This window comes from Streptomyces sp. DI166, assembly GCF_900091315.1.
GTDB lineage: Bacteria > Actinomycetota > Actinomycetes > Streptomycetales > Streptomycetaceae > Streptomyces > Streptomyces fuscus.
In genome coordinates this window covers 1-18,926 of sequence record NZ_FLSP01000039.1, presented here as the reverse complement: position 1 = coordinate 18,926, position 18,926 = coordinate 1, and the positions used below count along the sequence as shown (strand labels likewise).

Annotated in this window: 20 protein-coding genes and 1 pseudogene; 12 read left to right on the top strand and 9 right to left on the bottom strand. The window is 70.1% G+C overall.

All coding sequences use genetic code 11. The features are described from left to right. The first annotated feature begins 117 nt into the window (after window positions 1-117). Window positions 118-699 (top strand): GNAT family N-acetyltransferase, encoded by a 582-nt coding sequence (locus tag GA0115233_RS20035; RefSeq protein ID WP_255310270.1) that lies wholly within the window; start codon window positions 118-120, stop codon window positions 697-699. Here GA0115233_RS20035 and GA0115233_RS20030 read toward each other — a convergent pair. Together GA0115233_RS20030 and GA0115233_RS20025 are read right to left on the bottom strand one after the other, a co-directional pair. Beyond that, complete coding sequence (locus GA0115233_RS20030) at window positions 686-1,426, bottom strand: VOC family protein (RefSeq protein ID WP_093721629.1); 741 nt, start codon at window positions 1,424-1,426, stop codon at window positions 686-688. The genes GA0115233_RS20035 and GA0115233_RS20030 overlap by 14 nt on opposite strands. Window positions 1,427-1,472: 46 nt before the next feature. Then, entirely contained in the window at window positions 1,473-2,027 is a 555-nt protein-coding gene (locus GA0115233_RS20025; RefSeq protein ID WP_176711873.1) for a hypothetical protein, read from the bottom strand. A 297-nt stretch (window positions 2,028-2,324) separates the two neighbouring features. On the opposite strand from GA0115233_RS20025, the gene GA0115233_RS20020 reads away from it, so the two are divergent. From GA0115233_RS20020 to GA0115233_RS19985, 8 genes are all read left to right on the top strand, one after another. After that, on the top strand, window positions 2,325-2,915 hold the full coding sequence (locus GA0115233_RS20020) for an ArsR/SmtB family transcription factor (RefSeq protein ID WP_093721628.1): 591 nt from the start codon (window positions 2,325-2,327) through the stop codon (window positions 2,913-2,915). Next, entirely contained in the window at window positions 2,912-4,444 is a 1,533-nt protein-coding gene (locus GA0115233_RS20015; protein ID WP_093721627.1) for an MFS transporter, read from the top strand. The genes GA0115233_RS20020 and GA0115233_RS20015 overlap by 4 nt, the downstream gene beginning before the upstream one ends. A 29-nt stretch (window positions 4,445-4,473) precedes the next feature. Further along, the gene (locus GA0115233_RS20010) at window positions 4,474-5,715 is read left to right on the top strand and encodes a hypothetical protein (RefSeq protein WP_093721675.1); all 1,242 of its coding nucleotides are present in this window, start codon (window positions 4,474-4,476) and stop codon (window positions 5,713-5,715) included. Between the two features lie 20 nt (window positions 5,716-5,735). Further along, window positions 5,736-6,539 carry an ATP-grasp domain-containing protein gene (locus GA0115233_RS20005; RefSeq protein ID WP_093721674.1) on the top strand — a complete coding sequence of 268 codons (804 nt, stop codon included), beginning with the start codon at window positions 5,736-5,738 and terminating at the stop codon, window positions 6,537-6,539. Between the two features lie 27 nt (window positions 6,540-6,566). Further along, window positions 6,567-7,232: an MSMEG_1061 family FMN-dependent PPOX-type flavoprotein gene (locus GA0115233_RS20000; RefSeq protein WP_093721626.1), complete on the top strand. Its 666-nt coding sequence runs from the start codon at window positions 6,567-6,569 to the stop codon at window positions 7,230-7,232. A 57-nt stretch (window positions 7,233-7,289) separates the two neighbouring features. Then, window positions 7,290-8,351: a YihY/virulence factor BrkB family protein gene (locus GA0115233_RS19995; protein WP_093721625.1), complete on the top strand. Its 1,062-nt coding sequence runs from the start codon at window positions 7,290-7,292 to the stop codon at window positions 8,349-8,351. Window positions 8,352-8,421: 70 nt separating this feature from the next. Further along, on the top strand, window positions 8,422-8,841 hold the full coding sequence (locus tag GA0115233_RS19990) for a phage holin family protein (RefSeq protein ID WP_093721624.1): 420 nt from the start codon (window positions 8,422-8,424) through the stop codon (window positions 8,839-8,841). Next, window positions 8,838-9,260 (top strand): DUF3618 domain-containing protein, encoded by a 423-nt coding sequence (locus GA0115233_RS19985; protein ID WP_093721623.1) that lies wholly within the window; start codon window positions 8,838-8,840, stop codon window positions 9,258-9,260. Before GA0115233_RS19990 ends, GA0115233_RS19985 begins: the two co-directional genes overlap by 4 nt. A 58-nt stretch (window positions 9,261-9,318) precedes the next feature. Here GA0115233_RS19985 and GA0115233_RS19980 read toward each other — a convergent pair whose 3' ends face one another. After that, window positions 9,319-12,327, bottom strand: coding sequence for a family 16 glycoside hydrolase (locus GA0115233_RS19980; RefSeq protein ID WP_093721622.1), 3,009 nt, complete (start codon window positions 12,325-12,327; stop codon window positions 9,319-9,321). Between the two features lie 185 nt (window positions 12,328-12,512). Between GA0115233_RS19980 and GA0115233_RS19975 the strand changes: the two genes are divergently transcribed. After that, window positions 12,513-13,106 (top strand): YdeI/OmpD-associated family protein, encoded by a 594-nt coding sequence (locus GA0115233_RS19975; protein WP_093721621.1) that lies wholly within the window; start codon window positions 12,513-12,515, stop codon window positions 13,104-13,106. A gap of 16 nt (window positions 13,107-13,122) precedes the next feature. Here the strand turns inward: GA0115233_RS19975 and GA0115233_RS19970 are convergent, their stop codons facing one another. Further along, window positions 13,123-14,106 (bottom strand): BtrH N-terminal domain-containing protein, encoded by a 984-nt coding sequence (locus GA0115233_RS19970; protein WP_093721620.1) that lies wholly within the window; start codon window positions 14,104-14,106, stop codon window positions 13,123-13,125. Window positions 14,107-14,152: 46 nt separating this feature from the next. Next, window positions 14,153-14,875: a hypothetical protein gene (locus GA0115233_RS19965; protein ID WP_093721673.1), complete on the bottom strand. Its 723-nt coding sequence runs from the start codon at window positions 14,873-14,875 to the stop codon at window positions 14,153-14,155. A gap of 258 nt (window positions 14,876-15,133) precedes the next feature. On the opposite strand from GA0115233_RS19965, the gene GA0115233_RS19960 reads away from it, so the two are divergent. Further along, window positions 15,134-15,910, top strand: a complete 777-nt coding sequence (locus GA0115233_RS19960) for an SAM-dependent methyltransferase (protein WP_093721672.1) — start codon at window positions 15,134-15,136, stop codon at window positions 15,908-15,910. A gap of 91 nt (window positions 15,911-16,001) precedes the next feature. On the opposite strand, the gene GA0115233_RS19955 is transcribed toward GA0115233_RS19960, so the two are convergent. From GA0115233_RS19955 to GA0115233_RS19940, 4 genes are all read right to left on the bottom strand, one after another. Continuing rightward, window positions 16,002-16,838 (bottom strand): class II glutamine amidotransferase, encoded by an 837-nt coding sequence (locus tag GA0115233_RS19955; protein WP_093721619.1) that lies wholly within the window; start codon window positions 16,836-16,838, stop codon window positions 16,002-16,004. Window positions 16,839-17,003: 165 nt separating this feature from the next. Then, window positions 17,004-17,441 (bottom strand): DUF2267 domain-containing protein, encoded by a 438-nt coding sequence (locus GA0115233_RS19950; RefSeq protein ID WP_176711872.1) that lies wholly within the window; start codon window positions 17,439-17,441, stop codon window positions 17,004-17,006. 70 nt (window positions 17,442-17,511) lie between these two features. Beyond that, window positions 17,512-17,910 carry a DUF2267 domain-containing protein gene (locus tag GA0115233_RS19945; RefSeq protein WP_093721617.1) on the bottom strand — a complete coding sequence of 133 codons (399 nt, stop codon included), beginning with the start codon at window positions 17,908-17,910 and terminating at the stop codon, window positions 17,512-17,514. A gap of 98 nt (window positions 17,911-18,008) precedes the next feature. After that, the gene (locus GA0115233_RS19940) at window positions 18,009-18,437 is read right to left on the bottom strand and encodes an Hsp20/alpha crystallin family protein (protein WP_093721616.1); all 429 of its coding nucleotides are present in this window, start codon (window positions 18,435-18,437) and stop codon (window positions 18,009-18,011) included. 141 nt (window positions 18,438-18,578) lie between these two features. Here GA0115233_RS19940 and GA0115233_RS19935 point away from each other — a divergent pair. Then, window positions 18,579-18,926, top strand: a pseudogene (locus tag GA0115233_RS19935) (type III effector protein); the annotation flags it as partial.

Here is an 18,926-nt window from a genome sequence, read left to right as displayed (position 1 = left end):
CGGTTATCCGGACCATATCGCCATGCGCCGAGCCCTGGGCCGTCCCAAGGACCGCCGGCGTGCGGACGAACTCGTGCGACTGCGCCACTGAGTGACCCGCCGGGTACGGTCGTTGGCATGATCCCGATCGAGAAGGAACCCGGTGTGCAGCAGGAGGCGCTCGCGGTTGCTCGCATGGACGGAGCAGCCGCAGCGCAGGCCGTCGACGAGCTGCGGCTGATCTACGCCGAGGTGTTCGCCGAGCCTCCTCACAACGAGACCGAGGACGACGTCGTCGCCGCGTTCCGCAGGTTCACCGTGCAGGCCGCGCGGCCTGCCTTCCGTGCGGTGCTGGCCCGTACCGGGGACGGTGAGCCGGTCGGTATGGCGTACGGGTGGTCGTTGCCGGCCGACACGCCCTGGTGGGACGAGTTCACGGAGCCGGTGTCCGAGGACATGCGGCGGGAGGACGGCCGTCGCACCTTCGGTCTGATGGAACTCGCCGTCCGCCGCGCCTGGCGTGGCTGGGGCGTCGCACGGCGGTTGCACGCGTCGTTGCTCGACGGACTGGAGGCGGAGCGGGTCATGCTCAATGTGAATCCGGAGAACGCGGCAGCGGCCGCCGCCTACACGGCGTGGGGCTACCGCGTGATCGGGCAGGCACGCCCAGCGGCAGCCGGTGCCGAACTGCGCGACGTCATGATGCTCAACCTGCGCTGAGGACGCAGAACTCGTGGCCCTCCGGGTCGGACAGGCACGTCCACGGCACGTCCCCCTGTCCGACATCGAGGTCCGTCGCGCCCAGCGCCCGCAGTCGGGTCACCTCCGCCGCCTGTTCGCCGCCGGGGGAGGGGAGCAGATCCAGATGGACGCGATCGGGCACGGTTTTCGCATCAGGCGTACGGATGAATTCGAGGTACGGACCGGCATCGCCGCCCGAGCGGAACGACGCACCCTCGTCCGAGACTTCGCGCAGCGTCCAGTCCAGCGCCTCGCCCCAGAACCGCGCCATGGCCCGTGGGTCCGCGCAGTCGACGACCACCGCGGCGACCGGACCGGTGTCCCGGTACATCTCCCGGGGCTCCAGTACGCAGAACTCGTTGCCCTCGGGGTCGGCGAGGACCGTCCAGGGCACGTCCCGCTGACCGATGTCGACCGGAGTCGCCCCGAGGCCCCGCAGACGGGCGACCAACTCCTCCTGATGGGCGGGGGAGGTGGTCGCCAGATCCAGATGCACCCGGTTCTTCGTCGCCGCCCTCGCCTCCGGGACAGGCACGAAGTCGAGGCCGACGAAGACCGGGTCCGGCCAGACGAGGCCGCCCGGCGGGCCGACGTAGGTCGTCACGCCGGGCGAGTACGCCGTCCAGCCGAGCGCCTCCGCCCAGAACCGGCCGAGCGCCGAGGGGTCGAGGGCCTTGATGTTCACCATCACCGGTCGCAGCGCCATGCCGGTGATCCTAGGTCGTGTCCGTGAAGTCCCGTCCGTCGCCGGGCTAGACGTGCGGCGCGGCAGTCGGAGGTGGTGGCGCCTGCGCGCCGTGGACCGCGCCGTTGACCGTGCCGTGGTGCGGTGCGTGGTGGTGGTGCGGGATGCCGTGGGTGCGGGCCAGTTCGTGCATGGCCTGGTGCAGGGCGAGTTCCAGCGCCTCGGGTGTGTTGAGGGTGCCGCTTCCGTCGGGCGGGCAGATCCAGCGCAGGTCGCCCCAGCGGCAGTGGGGCGCGGGGGTGGCGATCCAGCCGCCTCTGGTGAGGTAGCGGATGTCGTGCCCGGCCCAGACGCTGGAGGGCGCGGGCGGCAGGAAGAAGCCGATGTGCTGACGTCGGCTGTCCAGCAGTGCCGGGCCCGGTTCGAGCCGGGGCAGATCGGCCAGGATGTCGGCCGCGTGCAGACCGAGGCAGGCCGGGACGATGAGGACGTCCCAGAACCGTCCGGCGGCCAAGAGGTGGACGCCTGTCGTACCGCGCTGCCAGTCGTTCTTGCAGGACCGGGGGTCGGTCGCGGCGGCGGCCAGCCACTCCATCGCGTTCGTCCACTGTGCCAGTGCCATCACAAACCTCCTGCGTCATGTCGGGCCCGAGGTCCCGGCAGGTCAACGTCTGATCCGACGATGCGTGTGTGTTGGTGACTTGCGTTGAAAGCGAGTGAGAGCTCAGTGAAACGGGGCGCATGAGGTACGACCAGGGGACAAGCGCGCAGTTCACCGCATGGGGCGAGCGCCAGCGCACACAGGGGGGCAGATATATGCAGGCAAGCGCTCGCGCGAGCCCCTCGCGCCCGCGCACCGCATCACGATCACTGCTCCCCGCCCCTTGAGAAGAAATCTTTGCATAGATATCTTCTCATCATGTCCAGCTCCGACCCCGGCTCCCCACCGCGCGTACTGACCGACATCGCCGCGCTCAAAGCCCTCGCCCACCCCCTCCGCCAGGCCCTGCTGACCAGGCTCCGGCGCCAAGGCCCCGCCACCTCCGCCGACCTGGCCGCCGAGTTTGCCGAGGACCGTGGCGCGACCAGCTACCACCTGCGCCAACTGGCCCGGTTCGGCTTCGTGGAGGAGGACACGGCACGCTCGGCCGGGCGCCGCAAGTACTGGCGGGCCGTACCCCAGGACGTACGACTGCCGCGCGAGCCGAGCGACCCCGAGATCGACGCCGCTGCCGAGGAACTCGGCCGGCAGTGGGTGGCGGGCGCCGAGCGCGAACTGGCCGCCTACCTGTCCGACCGGGACTCCTACGGCGAGTTCGCCACCGCTGCCATGCACTCCTTCGGCGGAACCACGCTCACCGCCGAGGAGTTGGCGCAGTTCGGCGAGGAGTACATCGCCTTCCTCGCCCGCTGGCACCGCGACCCGGAGGAGGCGCCCCCCAACAGCAGGCACATCTCCGTGGTGTTCCACGCCTTCCCCACACCCGCCCCGGGGGCGGACGCCGAATGACCCCACCGTCCACCCAAAAGACCGGCGCACCGCGGTCGTTGTGGCGCAACCGCGAGTTCGTGGCGCTGTGGAGCGGTCAGGTCGTCTCCACCCTGGGCGCCCAGACCAGCGGAACGGCGATGCCGCTGCTCGTCCTCGGGACCACCGGATCACCGTCCGACGCCGGAATCGTGGCGGCCTCCGGCACCCTTCCGTACCTCATCGCCCACCTCCCCGCAGGCGCCCTCGTGGACCGCTGGAACCGCCGCACCGTCCTGCTGGTCAGCGAACTCTGCGCGGGCCTCGCCCTGTTGACCGTGCCGGCCGCCCTCTGGCTGGGCCGAGTCACGGTCGCGCACCTCGCCGCGGTCGCCTTCGTCCAGGGCCTGTGCTTCGTCTTCTTCGGCCTGGCCGAACGCGCCGCCCTGCCCGGGATCGTGCCAACATCCCTGCTGCCCACCGCGATCGCCCACAACGAGGCCCGGGCCCGCGGCGCCGCACTGGTCGGCCCACCCCTGGGCGGCGCGCTCTTCGGCATCAGCCGCACGCTGCCGTTCCTCGCCGACGCCCTCTCCTACTTCGCCGCCTGCGTCGGACTGCTCTTCATCCGAACCGACCTGCGGAACCGGCCGACCACCCCGGCGGAATCCCTCTGGCGGTCCACGACCGCGGGCCTGCGCTGGGTCTGGCGCCACCCCCTCATACGCGCGGCCCTGTTACTGATCGCCCTGAGCAACCTGGTCTTCCACGCGCTCGTACTGATCCTCGTCGTCCTCGCCCGACACCACGGCGCCACACCCACCGCCATCGGCACCATGCTCGGCATCTACAGCGCCGGCGGCCTGGCCGGTGCCCTCGCGGCGACCAGGCTCCACCGCCACTTCACGCCCAGGTCCGTCATCATCGGCGCCAACTGGATCTGGGCCGCCCTGCTCCCCCTCTTCTCCTTCACGTCCGACCCCCTGCTGATCGGGGCCATCGGCGCGGCCACCGCCTTCGTCGGACCGCTGTGGAACGTGGTGATCATCAGCTACGGGACCGTCCTGGTCCCCAGTGAACTCCTGGGCCGCGTCAACAGCGCCGCCATGACCCTGTCCTGGGGCGTCATGCCGGTCGCCTCACTCGGCGCCGGGTACCTGCTCACCACCGTCGGACCGGTCGGCGCCGTGTGGGCGCTGGCCGCGTTGATGCTCGCAGCGGCGATCGCCGCCACGGCCAGCCCGGCGGTCCGCAGCGCCCCACCGCTCCCGACCACCGAGGAGAGCGCCCCGCGCCCGTCGATCTCCGCATATGCTGTGGCGGCTGTCGAAGGGGAGGACGACATGGCGGAGACGCAGCTGACGCACAAGCAGGCACTCGCAGCGGTGATCCAGGCGCTGGGCGGCACCTGGGACACGGAACGCGCGGTACTGGCCCTGCGGGTCGCCGGGTACGAGCCGACCGGCGACGAGGCGGCCGGCAAGGAGGCCCGGCGCAACCTGCGGGAACTCGCCGAGGACGGCCTGATCGAGAGGCCGGACCCGGAGCAGGCCGTCTACCGGCTGGCGTGACCGGGGCCGCCGAGCTGTCGAGCCGCACCATGACAAACGACATCGAACTGATCAGCGACGGTGATGGCCTGGCGGTCATCGGAAGCCCCTCGGCCGTCGAACGCTTCCTCGTCTCCGAGAAACTGCCGTCGAAGGACCTCGGTCTGTCGCGGCTCGGGTCCGCGTTCCGCACGCTGGCCGGAGCCGCGCAGACGGGCGCCGACATCGCCGAGCACTCGGGACGCTGGGTCAGGCTCACCGAGCAGTCCGCCCAGGCACTCAAGAAGTACGAGCTGATGAAGGGCTCGAACCCCGGTGCGGCCCGAGCCGTCCTGACGGAGAAGGGCCAGATCAAGGGCCTCCTCGAAATCGTGCGGACGCCAGGAGCGCTCGCGGGCAGTCCCGCGCTGCTCTCCGGCGCCGCCGGACTCATGGCCCAGCTCGCGATGCAGCAGGCCATGGAGGAGGTCACCGCCTACCTCGCCGCGATCGACGAGAAGGTCGACGACGTACTCCGCGCCCAGAAGGACGGCGTGCTGGCCGACATGATCGGCGCGGGCCTGGTCATCGACGAAGCCCTGACCGTCCGCGAGCAGGTGGGCCGGGTCTCCGAGGTCACCTGGTCCAAGGTGCAGACCATGTCGATGGTGATCGCCCGGACCCAGGCGTACGCACTGCGCCAACTCGACGCGCTCACCGAGAAGATGGAGGAGAAGAACAAGATCGGCGAACTCGCCAGGGCCTCCAGGGACGCGGAGTCCGCGGTACGGGAGTGGCTCGCCGTACTGGCCCGGTGCTGCCAACTCCACGACGCCCTCGCCGTACTGGAGCTCGACCGGGTCCTGGACACCACACCCGACGAACTGGACCGGCACCGCCTCGCGCTGAAGACCGCGCGCCAAAAGCGCAGGGAACTCATCTCCGGCACCACCGAACGCCTCCTGTCCCGCGTCGACATGGTGGCCGACACGGCCAACACCAAGGTCCTGCTGCACCCTTCCGCCTCCCCGTCCGTGGTGCGGTCGAGCAACCAGGTGGCCACCGCCGTGGTGGACTTCCACGGCCACCTGGGGATCGAGCAGGGACGGCAGTCCCTGGACGCGAGGCGCTGGAAGGAGGCGGCCGCGGAGGCGAGGGCCAAGGTGATCGAGACGGGCGCGGAGGGTGTGGACGCGGCCCGCCGCCTGCGCAACCAGTCCCTGGACCGGGCACGATCGGTCACGGGCATGCTCTCCACCGGCATCGCGGAGCGCGTACGCCGACGGCGCGGTGACGAGGAAACGGCCGAGTGACGGACCACGGCTTCCTGGCGATGGCGCCGCAGTACACGACGACGGGCGACCTGCTGGCGGCGTCGGCACACCGCCGGGGCCTGGACGTACACGTGCTCCCCACGCGGGGCGGCACAGGCGCGCTGCGGGGCAGGCGGGGAGCCCACTACCACGGCGGCCCCGCCTTCGCGGCACGCGTCGCGGACGACCTGGACGTCGCCCTCCTGGAACCGGCGGACGACTGGCTGACCACCCTGCCCCACCAGTACACCGGCCGACGGATCTCCCTGACCACCCTCGCCGAGGCACGTGCGCTGTCCCACCCCGCCTTCGTCAAGCCCCCTACGGACAAGAGCTTTCCGGCCGCGGTCCACACCGACGGCGCCTCCCTCCCCACCGGCCTGCCCCCGGAACTGCCGGTACAGGTGAGCGAGGTGGTCACCTGGGCGGCGGAGTTCCGCCTGTACGTCCTGGACGGCGAGGTCCGCACGGGTTCCCAGTACGCCACGTACGGCAGCCTCGACGCGCGGCCCTTGGAGCACCACCTTCACCGGGAAGCCGTACAGGAGTTCGCGCACGACCTCCTTACCAACCGTGGCGACGGCCTGCCCAGCGCGGTGGTTCTGGACGTCGGTCTGCTCACCGGCACCCGCGACACGTGGGCGGTCGTGGAGGCGAACATGGCCTGGTTCAGCAACTGTTACGCCGCCGACCCGGACCGCGCCCTGGACGTCGTCCTGCGCTCGGCGGGCCCACGGGAGCAACTGGCCGAGCGGGACCGCCGGTTCTGCCGGGACGGACAGCAGCAGGCGGTGGCCGACCGTCAGGGGGCCGGATCGCCGTAACCCGGCCGTCCGCCTAGGGTCTTTCGTATGACGACCGACTCCGCGCCCGCCGACTCACTGTTCAACTCCCTGCGGGCACACGCCCTCACCACCCCGGAGCAGCTCCACGCGTTCTACCCGGAGCCCGGTCCGAACGCGCTGCGCAAGCAGATGGACCGGTTGACCGAGCAGACGCGGGCGTTGATCGGGTGCTCCTCGCTGGTGTTCGTCGGGAGTGCGGACGCCGAGGGGCGGGCGGACGTGACGCCGCGCGGTGGGCCACCGGGGTTCGTGTCGGTGCTGGACGAGCGGACGCTGGCGATACCGGACGCGACCGGCAACAGGCGCCTCGACACCCTGCACAACATAGTGGCGACCGGACGGGTCGGGCTGGTCTTCCTCATCCCCGGCCGGCCGACCACGCTCCGGGTCAACGGGCGCGCCTGCGTCACGGCCCACCCCGAGCTGCTCTCCCGGCTCACCCCCGTGGGCAGGCCGCCCGTCACCGCGATCGTCGTGCGGGCCGAGGAGGTCTATCCGCACTGCCCGAAGTCGCTGATCCGGGCCAACGCCTGGAAGCCGGAGCAATGGCTGCCCGCGGACGCCCAGCCCACCAGCGCCGAGGTGACCCTCGCCCAGCTGAACCTGCCGGACCTGACCCTCGACGACGTCGAGCGGGCGGAAGAGGAATCCTTGAGGCTGCGCTACGAGTGACCCGGGCCCGGGTGCCTCTCGGTGGTTGGGCGGGCGTCCACGGGATACCCGGCCGGAATGGTACGCACGCTGAGACGGCATGGCAGGCACGGGCACGACACGGCTGAGACCGGGCCGGACGCGCAGGTGGAGCGGGAGCAGCCGGACAGCCCGACCGACCTGCCCAAAAGCTCATGGAAAGCGGTGCTCAAAGGCACCCTGAAGGAATTCAGGAAGGACGAGCTGACCGACCGGGCCGCGGCGCTGACCTACTACGGCATCCTGGCCCTCTTCCCGGCACTCCTCGCCCTGATCTCCCTCCTCGGGGTGGCCGGGGAGTCGGCCACCCGGGAGGCGCTGGACACCATCGAGAAGGTGGCTCCGAGCGCCGTACAGGACGTCCTGAGCGACGCCGTGCGGCAGCTTCAGGGAAGCGCCGGTGTCGGATCCCTGATGGCCGTCCTCGGCCTGCTGCTCGCCGTGTGGTCGGCGTCCGGGTATGTCGCGGCGTTCATCAGGACGGCGAACGCGGTCTACGACGTGCCCGAGGGCCGCCCGGTCTGGAAGGTGCTGCCCGTACGCGTCGGCGTCACCGTCGTCCTCATGGTCCTGGCGGTGATCAGCTCGGTGATCGTGGTGTTCACCGGCAGCCTGGCCGAGGAGGTCGGCTCCGCCCTGGGCATCGGCGACACGGCCCTGACGGCATGGTCGATCGCCAAGTGGCCGGTGCTGGTCGTCCTCGTCACGATCATGATCGCGATCCTGTACTGGGCGACACCGAACGCCCGCGTGCGCGGCTTCCGCTGGATCACCCCGGGCAGTGTCCTCGCCCTGCTCATCTGGCTCCTGGCCTCGGCGGGCTTCGCGCTGTACGTGGCGAACTTCGGCTCCTACAACAAGACCTACGGCACCTTCGCGGGCGTGATCGTCTTCCTGGTGTGGCTGTGGATCACCAACCTGGCCATCCTGCTGGGCCTGGAGTGGGACGCGGAACTGGCCCGTCAGCGCGCCGTCGCCGGCGGCCACCCGGCCGGGCAGGAGCCCTATGTCCGGCCCCGCGACACCCGTAAGTGGGACGAGGAGGACCGCCGCCGCCTGGCGGAGACCGCGGACAGCGGTACGTCCCGGGACGAGCGGTGAGGCCCGCCCGGCACGGGGTACCCGGGAGCCGATCCGACCGAGACCGCCGAACAGGAACGGGTGAGCATCCATGACGGCAGACAGGGCCCACCACTCAGCGGCCGGAGCCCAGGAATCGGTGGGCGAGCTGGTGCAACGTGCCTCGCAGCAGTTGTCGCAGCTGGTCCGCGACGAGATGCGCCTGGCGCAGCTGGAGATGACCGCGAAGGGGAAGCGCTTCGGCAAGGGCGGCGGCCTGTTCGGCGGCGCCGGACTGATGGGCGTGATCACGCTCCAGGCACTGGTGGCCACAGCGATCGCCGCACTGTCGCTGGCGAGGGACGTGTGGGCCGCGGGTCTGATCGTCACCGGCGTGCTCGCCGTCATCACCGCGTTGATGGCGATGCTCGGCAAGCAGCAGATCAACAAGGCAACCCCGGCGACACCCGGCCAGGCCATCGACGGCGTCAAGGCCGACATCGCCGAGATCAAGGAGAAGGCACACCGATGACCCACGACAAGCCCCAGGACGACGCGCCCGCGACGCCCTCCCAGGAGGAACTGCGCAAGCAGGTCGACGAGGACCGCGAGGAACTCGGCGAGACCATAGAGGCCCTCGCGGCGAAGACCGACATCAAGGCCCGCGCCCAGGAGAGGACGGCGGCCGCCAAGCAGCAGGCCGCGGAGAAGATCGCGCTGGTCAGGACCCAGGCCGCGGAGAAGACCGCGCAGGTCAAGAACCAGGCCGCGGAGACGGCCACGCAGGTCAAGAACCAGGCCGCGGAGACGGCCACGCAGGTCAAGAACCAGGCCGCGGAGACGGCCACGCAGGTCAAGACCCAGGTGCTGGCCAACCGCACCCCGCTCCTCGCCGTGGGAGGCGCGGCGCTGACCCTGCTCCTGCTGCTCCGCTGGCGCAGGCACAGGTGACAGCACGGCAGTCGGCCCCGCCGTGTGCGCACACGGCGGGGCCGGTCGGGGGAACCGTTCAGCTCAGTGGTTCGATCCAGATGTCGCGGAACTGGACCTTGTTGCCGTGGTCCTGGAGCCGGATCGCCCCCGCCGCAGCACTCTCCGGCGCGCCTCCGCCCGTCGGGGACGCGAGGGCGACGTCGTCGTGGACGGTCCGGCCGTTCCACTTCACCGACACCCGCGCGTCGGCGGTCTTGTTCCCGGCGTCGTCGTAGCGCGCCGCGTGGAAGACGATGTCGTACGACTGCCAGGTCTCCGGCGGCAGCGCCGCGTTGACGTCGGCCGCCTTGCGGCTGTAGATCGACGCTGCCTCGTTGTCCGCGAGGTCCGTGTCGCCGTAGGAGTCCAGGATCTGAAGCTCGTAGCGGTCCTGGAGATAGACGCCGCTGTTGGCGCGGTCCTGGCCCGTCACGTCCGGCGGCAGGTTCGGCAGCCGGAACTCCACATGCAGCCTGAAGTCCTGGTAGGCGGTCTTGGTGCGCAGATCGCCGCAGCAGACCTCCATGCCGCCGTCCGGGAGCAGCGGCCACTGCGCGGCCCGGCCCGAGGTGTGCTGCCACAGTGACCGGTCCGCCCCGTCGAACAGGGTGACGCGCTTGCCGGACCTGTGCACGGTGATCAGGTCCAGGTTGACATGCCCGTCGTCGCCGGCGTCGTGCCGGTAGGCGATGGTGTTCGTACCGGCCCGCAGGGTGAGCTTCTCCGTCTGCGTGGACCAGGTCTCCCAGTCACCCGTACTGAGCAGCCGGGTCTGCTTCACCTTCGTGCCGTTGACGTCGACGCTGATCGTCTTGGTCCCCTGGAACGGATTGGGGCCGTTGGAGTAGCGCAGTCCGACGTCGTACGTACCCGCCTTGGGCACCTTCACGGTGAACGTGGTCGTGGCACCCTCGGCTCCGTAGCCGTCGACGAACGACGCGCCCGAGTAGCCGGAGTGGTCGGTGTTGGTACCGGCCCCGCCGCTGCGGGCGGCCTCCTCCGCCTCGTACAGGGTCGCCGACCCGGGCTGAGCGCCGGGGAGGTTGTTGAGCGTGTACCACGCCTCCGTGCTCCACAGCGACTCACCCGAGTCCGAGCCGAACGGGCGCGGCGAGCGGACATGGACGACACGGCCGGGCTTCAGGCCCGCGATGGCCAGCCGCACCTTCTTGCGGTCCTTGGAGAGTTTCGCGGAGCGGACGGTGAGGGGCTCCTCGTCCACCTTGGGGCCGCCGTAGGCCGGGGTGGGCACATAGCGCCACTGCTTCACCCGGTAGCGGGCCGCCAGGTTCTGTGCCGTCTCCTGCGACAGCGGCTGGGTGTACTGCAGCTCGAAACCGCCGTCCACGGCGCGCATCGCCAGGATGTCGAAGGCGTTGCCCCCGTTGGGCGTCAGCTTCTGCAGCCCGTACGTCAGTTTGCCCTCCTGGCCCCAGTTGCCGCCCGCGCCGAGCCCACCGGCGTAGATCGCGCCGTCCGGTCCGCGGCTGATGCGGTTGACGCCCGCCTCCAGGCCCTGGGTGTGGCGGAAGACGGCGCCCTGGTACAGGCCCTTGACCTTCTCCAGGTACGCCCGCTGCAGCCCGCCGTAGGTGACGTCACCGAACAGCATCTGACCGGCGTAGCGGCCCTTGGTGACGTAGAGCGGAGTGCTGGGGGAGTTGGCGATCTCGTTCTGCGGCAGCCACAGGACGGGCTGGGTGACGGGGTTGGTGTCGAACGGGCCGTCGGGGTTGGTGTAGTGGTTGAAGAAGCGGTCCTGCTTGATGTGCACCAGCTTGGAGGCCGGCAGCCAGCCGCCCTGGTTGTCGGTGACGAAGAGATCGCCGCCGGGGCCGAAGCCGATACCGTTCGGGGTGCGCAGACCGCCCGCGATGTAGGACACCTTGCCGGTCTTGCGGTGGACCTTGATGGTGGTCCCGCGGTTCTGCGCGGGCTGCGGATCGGTGGTGGCACCGCCGTAATTGATGGCGACGGAGAGGTTCAGGTAGAAGTACCCGCCCTTGTAGAGCAGGCCGAAGGCGAACTCGTGGAAGTTGCCGCCGTACGGCCAGGTCGCCACCGTGCGGGTCCGGTCGATGACGTCGTCGCCGTCGGTGTCCGTCAACTCGGTCAGCTCGTGCTTCTGCGAGACGTACAGCTTCCCGTCGACGTACTTGACGCCCATCGGCTCCTTGAGCCCGGAGGCGATCTTCTTGACGGTCACCTTGTCGGGGCCGGTGGCGCCGGTGGCGTTGTCCAGCAGGTACACCTCGCCCGCCGTGGTCTGCGAGCCGCCCCACGTGGTGACGGCGAGCCGCCGGTCGGGCAGCCAGTCCATGGCGGTCACCTGCGGTTCGAAGCCCGGGGGACGCAGGTTCGTCAGGTCGTAGTCGGGGTGCACCTCGGTGAGCGGCAGGCCGTCGCCCGGCGTGTCGAAGGCGCCCTCGCACTCCTTGCGTCCGGGCGCCGTCACGCGCACCACGTCCGCCTCCGTGCTCAGCACCGAGGTGGGCACGAGCGTGAAGTCGGAGGCGCCGGGCGGCCGCCAGTCCAGGGTGACCTGCTGCCCTCCGCCGCGCTCGAAGTGCTCGATGCGCAGCGCGTGGTAACCCGCCGTCAACTCGACCGCGCCGTCCTTGGGTTCGGCGCCGTGCAGCCCGTCGTGGTCGATGACAACCTTGTCATCGATGAGCAGACGGGAGCCGTCGTCACTGGTCAGCCGGAACGTGTACGAGCCGTCCTGCGGCACGTTGACGTTGGCGGTGATCTCGCTGACGAAGTTCGACTCGAAGCCGAAGTCCTCGGCCGACGAGAAGTCGATGACCGGCCTCAACCTGTCGACGTTCGGCGTCTGGCCCGGCTTGAGCGTGCACAGCTTGTCCAGCGGGACCTGCACGTCGAACACGCGCAGGGTGACGCCCGGTTCCTGCGGAGGCAGTTCATCGGCCGCCCGCGGCTGCGCACCGGCCGGGAGGGCCGACAGCCCCAGGGCCGCGGTGCAGCAGATCAGTGCGGTGGTCAGGGATCGGTGGAGTCCGCGTCTTCGCGCGGGCCATGTGCTCATACGTCCTCCTCACGGCTCGTATCGCATACGGAGCCGGGCTGCGGGTGGCGGGTGCAGCGGGTGGGTGGAGCAGAGTGCTGTGGCGCGCGGGAAACGTTAAAAGACTTCTTCCGGTGCGTCCATAGCTTTGTACACAAGAAGTACAAAGATTGATTGATCCCCGAAGAAGTCGCGGTGTCAGTGGTGTGTGGTTTTCTACTGACGTGACACAGGACTTGGAGACCGTCGTCTTCGGCACCGCCGAGGACTTCGAGACATGGCTGGCGAACAACCACGCCTCCTCGCCCGGGATTTGGCTCAAACTGCGCAAGAAGGCGCCCGGAGTCGCCGCGTTGACCTACGCGCAGGCGGTGGAGGTGGCCCTCTGCTACGGCTGGATCGACGGCCAGAAGGCCAAGTTCGACGACCAGTGGTGGCTTCAGCGGTTCACCCCGCGCACGGGGCGCAGCAAATGGTCGAAGATCAACCGGGAGAAGGTGGCCGCCCTGATCGAGAGCGGCCGGATGCGTCCGCCGGGGCAGGCCGAGATCGACCGCGCGAAGGCCGACGGCCGCTGGGACGCGGCCTACGACAGCCCCAGCACCGCCGAGGTTCCGGACGACCTGGCCGCCGCCCTGGACGCCGAACCCGCCGCGGCGGCCTTCTTCGCCACCCTCAACAGCCAGAACCGGTTCGCCATCCTGCACCGCGTCCACGACGCCAAGCGCCCCGAGACCCGGGCCCGCCGGATCGAGAAGTTCGTGGCGATGCTGGCGAAGGGGGAGAAGCTCTACCCGTAGCCGTGCGGCGACCGAGCTACAGGCCGCTCAACGTCTGCATCGCCTCCCGTTCCACGCGTGCGATGTCGTGCAGGAGCGAGCCCGCCTGTTCGAGGCAGTGCGCATCGCCCGACACACCGGCCTTGGTGATGAGTTCGGCGACCTCGGTCCACAGGGTCGCCGCCTCCGCGTACAGTCGATGGCCGGTGCGCAGGCGTTCGCTGTCGAGCAACTCGGCGCATTCCGCGAGGAAGTCGCGGTAGAGGTTGCGGAACAGCGCACCGCCCGTGCCCGCCCGCTCCATCAGGAGTGCCGCCTGCGGGAGGTCCCGGTCCGGACGCTCGGTGCGCCGCAGCCATGTGCGCACCAGCTTCCCCGCCTTGTCGATGCCCCGTTGCCCGAGGTTGGCGATGGGCGGGTTGAGGAACGCCTCGGCGCAGGCCGTGACGGCGGGGACGATCCGGTCATGGAGAGACGGCGGTTCCGGGGGAGCGGTGAGGGTGAAGGAGCGGTGCTTGGCCGCCATGGGGCCGCGCGCCGCGCGCGCCTCGGCGAGGCTCGCCAGGCTGGTGGTGACCGCACCGCCCTGCTGCTCGGTGTCCACCAGATAGGCGTCGGTGTCGTCGTAGCCGTACAGGGCGACGACATGACCGGCGAAGTGCACCTTGGACGAGAAGTAGTCCAGGTAGTAACTGTCGAGTTGCAGCCCGACTGGGCGGCCCGCGTCGATGCGGGCCGCCACATTCTCCCAAGCCCTGCGAGGCGAGGTGGTCTCCTGCACAACCAGCTCAAGACCGAGTCCGTCGGCGAGATTCCGGGTCAGCTCGAACGGCTTGACCCGGCCCCCGAGAAAGGGGAAGCCCATGTTCTTGCTGTCCCAGTAGACGAAGGACAGACCCGAACCGAGGCCGAAGAGCATGGGCTCGGACAGATCGAGTCCCTGCTGCCGCAGCAGGACCCCTGACGCCGTCGTCTCGCAGTGCTGCGTACCGCGGACATCAATGCCTCGTACGGTGGCCATGTCCCTGCTTCCCTGGACGGATCAGATCGGCCGGGGGCATGGACTCCTACTCCTTCTCCTTGTCCTTGTCCTTCGGCTTGGCCTCCGGGGCGGTGTAGAAGACCGACTTCCCCTGCTTGCTGCGCTCCGCCTGGCTCTTGGCCACGAGCCCTTCCAGTGTCGTACGTACGACCGTGGTCTTGACGTTGCGCTCGGGGTGCTGCCGTCCCAGTTCGGCGGCGATCTCCGTGGCGCTGCGAGGCTCGCTCTGGCCCGCCAGGTGTGCGCGGACGAGGTCGACCAGCGTGGGCGAGGCCGACGTCGCGGGCTTGGCCGTGGCGGCCTTCTTGGTGCTGGTCCGCTTGCGCGTGGCGGTGCCGGTCTTCTTGGCCTTGACCGTCTTGGCGGTGCTCGCCCGCTTGGTGCGCGGGGCGGGCACCTTGGCGGCGGGAGCGGCCTCGGAGGTGACTGCCGGCTCCTCGGGTGCCGTCGGCGCCGCGGTGTCGGCCGCGGTCTGGGTGACGTCGGCCGAGGAGTCGGTGACATCGGCCGCGGTGTCGGTGACATCGGCCGCGGTGTCGGTGACATCGGCCGGTGCCGAAGCGCTCAGTGCCTGCTGGATGTTCACCAGGACGGCGTGGTCGTGGCGCAGCGCGGCGAGCTGCGTCTGCAGTGCCTCGATCTCGCCGCTGATGCGTTCCTGTTCCTTGAGGTTGCGTTCGAGGTCGCCGGCCACCTGGGCGCTGTACTGCGACGTCAACCCGCTCGATTCGGCGGTGGTATTGGACACGGTGCTCACATCCTTGTTCGGCGCCGGGTCTGCACGAGGCAGTGACTTCCGGCGTATGCGAAGTCCAACGCGTCTGACTGTTCTGCCTGGTCCCATGTCAGCAGTAGCGGTTACTGCTGCAAGTGGTGCCGTAGCGATAGTACGTACATGAGCTGTGTCCTGCTTGACTTCCCGAGTTGAACTGTCGGCGGCCCGCCCTGACGATCCGTGGGGAAAACCGGTGCCGTCGCCGATCATGCCTCCGTAATGTTCAGGCTCATGGACGACACCACCGAGCCGCCGCGGTTGACCCGACTCACTTTCCACGGCCCCCTCTCCGAGGAGCGGGCGCACAGGATGATCCGCCGACTGTCGGCACCGCACACCTCGGCACCGCCGACATCAGTGCTCGACATCGGCTGCGGCTGGGGCGAGTTCATGCTCCGCCTCCTCGAAGCGACACCCGCCGCGACCGGGATGGGTGTCGACCTCAATGAGGACGACCTGGCCCGCGGACGCGCCAACGCCGAGTCCCGCGGGCTGGCCGAACGCGTCGGCTTCGTACAGGAGTCCGCCATCGACGGCACCCTGGAACCCGCCGACGTAGTGCTCTGCCTCGGTGCCAGTCAGGCCCTCAGTGATGCCCGGCCGCCCGAGCACATCAAGGCCGCCCTGCCCGCCCTGCGCCGTCTGGTCAATCCGGGCGGCCGAGTCGTCCTCGGCGAGGGGTTCTGGCAACGCCCGCCCACCGACGCTGAGTTGGCCACGATGTGGCCGGACGCCTCGGCTGCCGAGTTCTACGACCTGGCGGGGCTTGTCGACCTGGCCGTTGCCGCGGGCTTCCGTCCCGCCTGGATCGAGACGGCGAACAACGACGAGTGGGAGGAGTTCGAGTCGGCCTACCAGGCCGATGTCGAGGAGTGGCTGGCCGCCAACCCGGATCACCCCCTGGCGAAGGAGACCCGGGACCGCGTCGAGCGGCACCGCGCTACATGGCTGCGGGGATACCGGGGTGTCCTGGGCCTGGCGTACCTGACTCTCGTCCCCGTGGGCTGAGCACCACGGCGGCTGCACCCACCCGCTGATCCACCGGCTCGGTGTCACCGACTCGCGGGGCACGCGTCACGGGTGCCCCGCCCGGGGTGTGTCAGGCCGGTTCCGGCGTGAAGGGATGCATCTCGTCGGCTCCGGCGTGGACGACGCCGTATGTGCTCTCGGGGACCTCGTGCCATGCGCCCGGGAGGTCACCGAGGGGTTCGGAGACGATGAGGCGGGTGTCGTCGGAGACCTCGCGCAGGAACCCGATGTCCGGGTGCAGTTTGCGCAGGGCGTCCACGCGGGTGCTGTAGAACAGCGAGCGGGAGGCCCCCTCGGTCGAGTAGCGGAAGGCCCACAAGCGTTCGCCGTTGGACACCGCGATCGTCATCTGCATCGGGTGCCGAACGCCGTGGTTGCGTCCGCTGCGTTCCACCACGCCCACCATGCGGGCCACGGCGCCCGGCGGGTCCTTGTCGAGGCCGAGGGTGAGCGCCAGATAGAACATCGTCTCCGAGTCGGTACTGCCCTCGATGGCGGAGTACAGCGCGGGGTCGACGAGCATGGCCAGCTCGCGGCGCATGAGGTGGAAGTCCTCGATGGCGCCGTTGTGCATCCACATCCAGCGGCCGTGCCGGAACGGGTGGCAGTTGGTCTGCTGCACCGCCGTGCCGGTCGAGGCGCGGATGTGGGCGAAGAACAGCGGGGAGCGGACATGGCCCGCGACTTCCCGCAGGTTGCGGTTGTTCCAGGCGGGGCCGATCTCCCGGAACAGGGCCGGGGAGTCGAGGTGCTCCTGCGCGTACCAGCCGATGCCGAAGCCGTCGCCGTTCGTAGTCTCGACGCCCAGCCGGGAGTGCAGGCTCTGGTCGATCAGTGAGTGGGAGGGCCGGTAGAGGATGGTGTCGAGCAACTGGGGCGTGCCGGAGTAGGCGAGCCATCGGCACATGGGCGATCACCTGCGCTTGATCGGGTCTCCGGGCAGGGCAGTCCCATTCTCGCCGCCCTCGGGCCGGGCCGCCATGGCGACCAGGGGACACGGGCCGGGCCCGGAACCGCGCGGGGCGGACAGCGGCAGCCGCGTCACGTCCGCCCCGCGTGCGCGGGTCGCCGGCTACGCGGCGGGAGTCAGTTCGGCGCGGCCGAACAACAGCGCGTAGCCGGAGGGGAGTTGCCGCAGGATACGGGTCACCAGGTCGGGGCCCGCGTGGGCCGAGACGGCGGCGAAGACGGATCCGGTGTCCCAGCGGGTGGTGGCCAGGGAGGCACCGGTGCGGGTCGCGAGGTCCTTGACGAAGGCCCAGCCGCCGAGGGGCTGGGTGTCGGGTATCTGGGCGGTGAGGATACGGGCGGCTTCGTGGGGCAGGCGTGCGGCCAGTTCGACGCGTTCGTCGCCGGTCAGCTGGCGCCCCAGTCCCGCGAGGACGAGGCGGACGGCCTCCTCGGCCCGCTCGCGGGTGGGATAGGCGCCGTCGTAGCGGACCTTCTCCAGCATCTGCTCGTAGGCGCGGCTGTAGGTCGGCTGCTGGAGCGATGAGCGTGACTCGGACATCACTGCGGTGGTTGCCTTTCTGTCACCGGGTTCGGGGTGCCGCCGTGCGGGCACCGGGGGTTGCGGTCGGTCAGGCGGGCTGGGGACGGCCGAAGAGCAGGTCGTAGCCCGCGGGGAGCTGGAGCAGGATCTCCTTGAGCAGATCGTCGTCGGCGGCGTCGGCGACCGTGCTGAGGACGGCTCCGATGTCCCAGGCGGCGGTCTGCTCGGTGGCCCCGTCGATCCAGGCCGCCGTCGCGCGCACGAAGCGCTCCGAGGACAGCGGCTCGGCGCTGCGCAGGGGATTGCGCAGAACCTTGGCGAATTCCTCCGGCAGGCGTGCCGCCAGCCGGTTCCGTGCCTGGCCGGCCAGGTGGGCGCCCAGGAGGGCGAGCACCACACGGGCCGCGCGGTCGGCCTCCTGCCAGGTGTCGTATCCACCGCGTTCCCGCACCGTGTCGAGGAACGCTTCCCGCTGGAGAGTCGTCACGTCTGCCGCCACCCTTCTGGGCCGGAGGGAAGCGGGGGACGGGCACGGGGGAGATCAGATGCCCGTCCTCCGCTGCTTGCTGCTCTCGTCCGCCCTGATCAGCCGGTGATCTCCTTGCGGTCGGAACCGGACCGAATGGCGATCTTGCGCGGCTTGGCCCGCTCGGTGATCGGGATGCGCAGGGTCAGCACACCCGCGTCGTAGTCGGCCTGGATGTTCTCGGTGTCCAGGGTGTCGGCGAGCATGATCTGCCGCGAGAAGACGCCCAGCGGCCGTTCCGACAGCTCCGTCTTGACGCCGTCCTTGGTCGCGGGGCGACGCTCGGCCCTGACGGTCAGCATGTGCCGTTCCACGTCGATGTCGATCGCGTCGGGGCTGACGCCGGGGATGTCGAAGGCCACCACGTACTCGTCGCCCTCTCGATAGGCGTCCATGGGCATCGCGGTGGGCCGCGACCAGGTGCCCGGACCCATCAGCTGCTGAGCCAGCCGGTCGAGCTCACGGAACGGGTCGGTGCGCATCAACATCGGAAGAACACCTCCTGGTTGGTCGTGGGCAGTTACTGCCAATGCGCCTCAATAACGTTGTAGCATGTCATCGAATGGATGACAAACAAGATGTCGTCCAAAGGATGACACTGCTCACCGTGACACCGAGAGGGAGGTGCCATGACCCCGGCCGACCGGACGGCCCCGACCGGCGCCGACGCGAACCGTCCGGCGTCGATCCTCGCCGCCGCGACAGCCCTGGAGACCATCGACGAAGTCCTTCGTGCCGCCCGGCAGCAGGGGCCGGAGGACACGGCGGGCCATGAGATCGGCCTGGAGCAGGCCCTCGCCTCCCTGCTGCTGCTCCGGCAGGTCCGCGAGCAGCTGGCGGGCTGGGAGACCGGGCTGATCGAGGCGGCCCGGGGTGTCGGCGCCAGCTGGGCCGATCTGGCCGACCCGCTGGGCGTCGCCAGCCGCCAGGCCGCGGAGCGCCGCTATCTGGCGGGGGCGGCCGGCCCCCGGGAACCA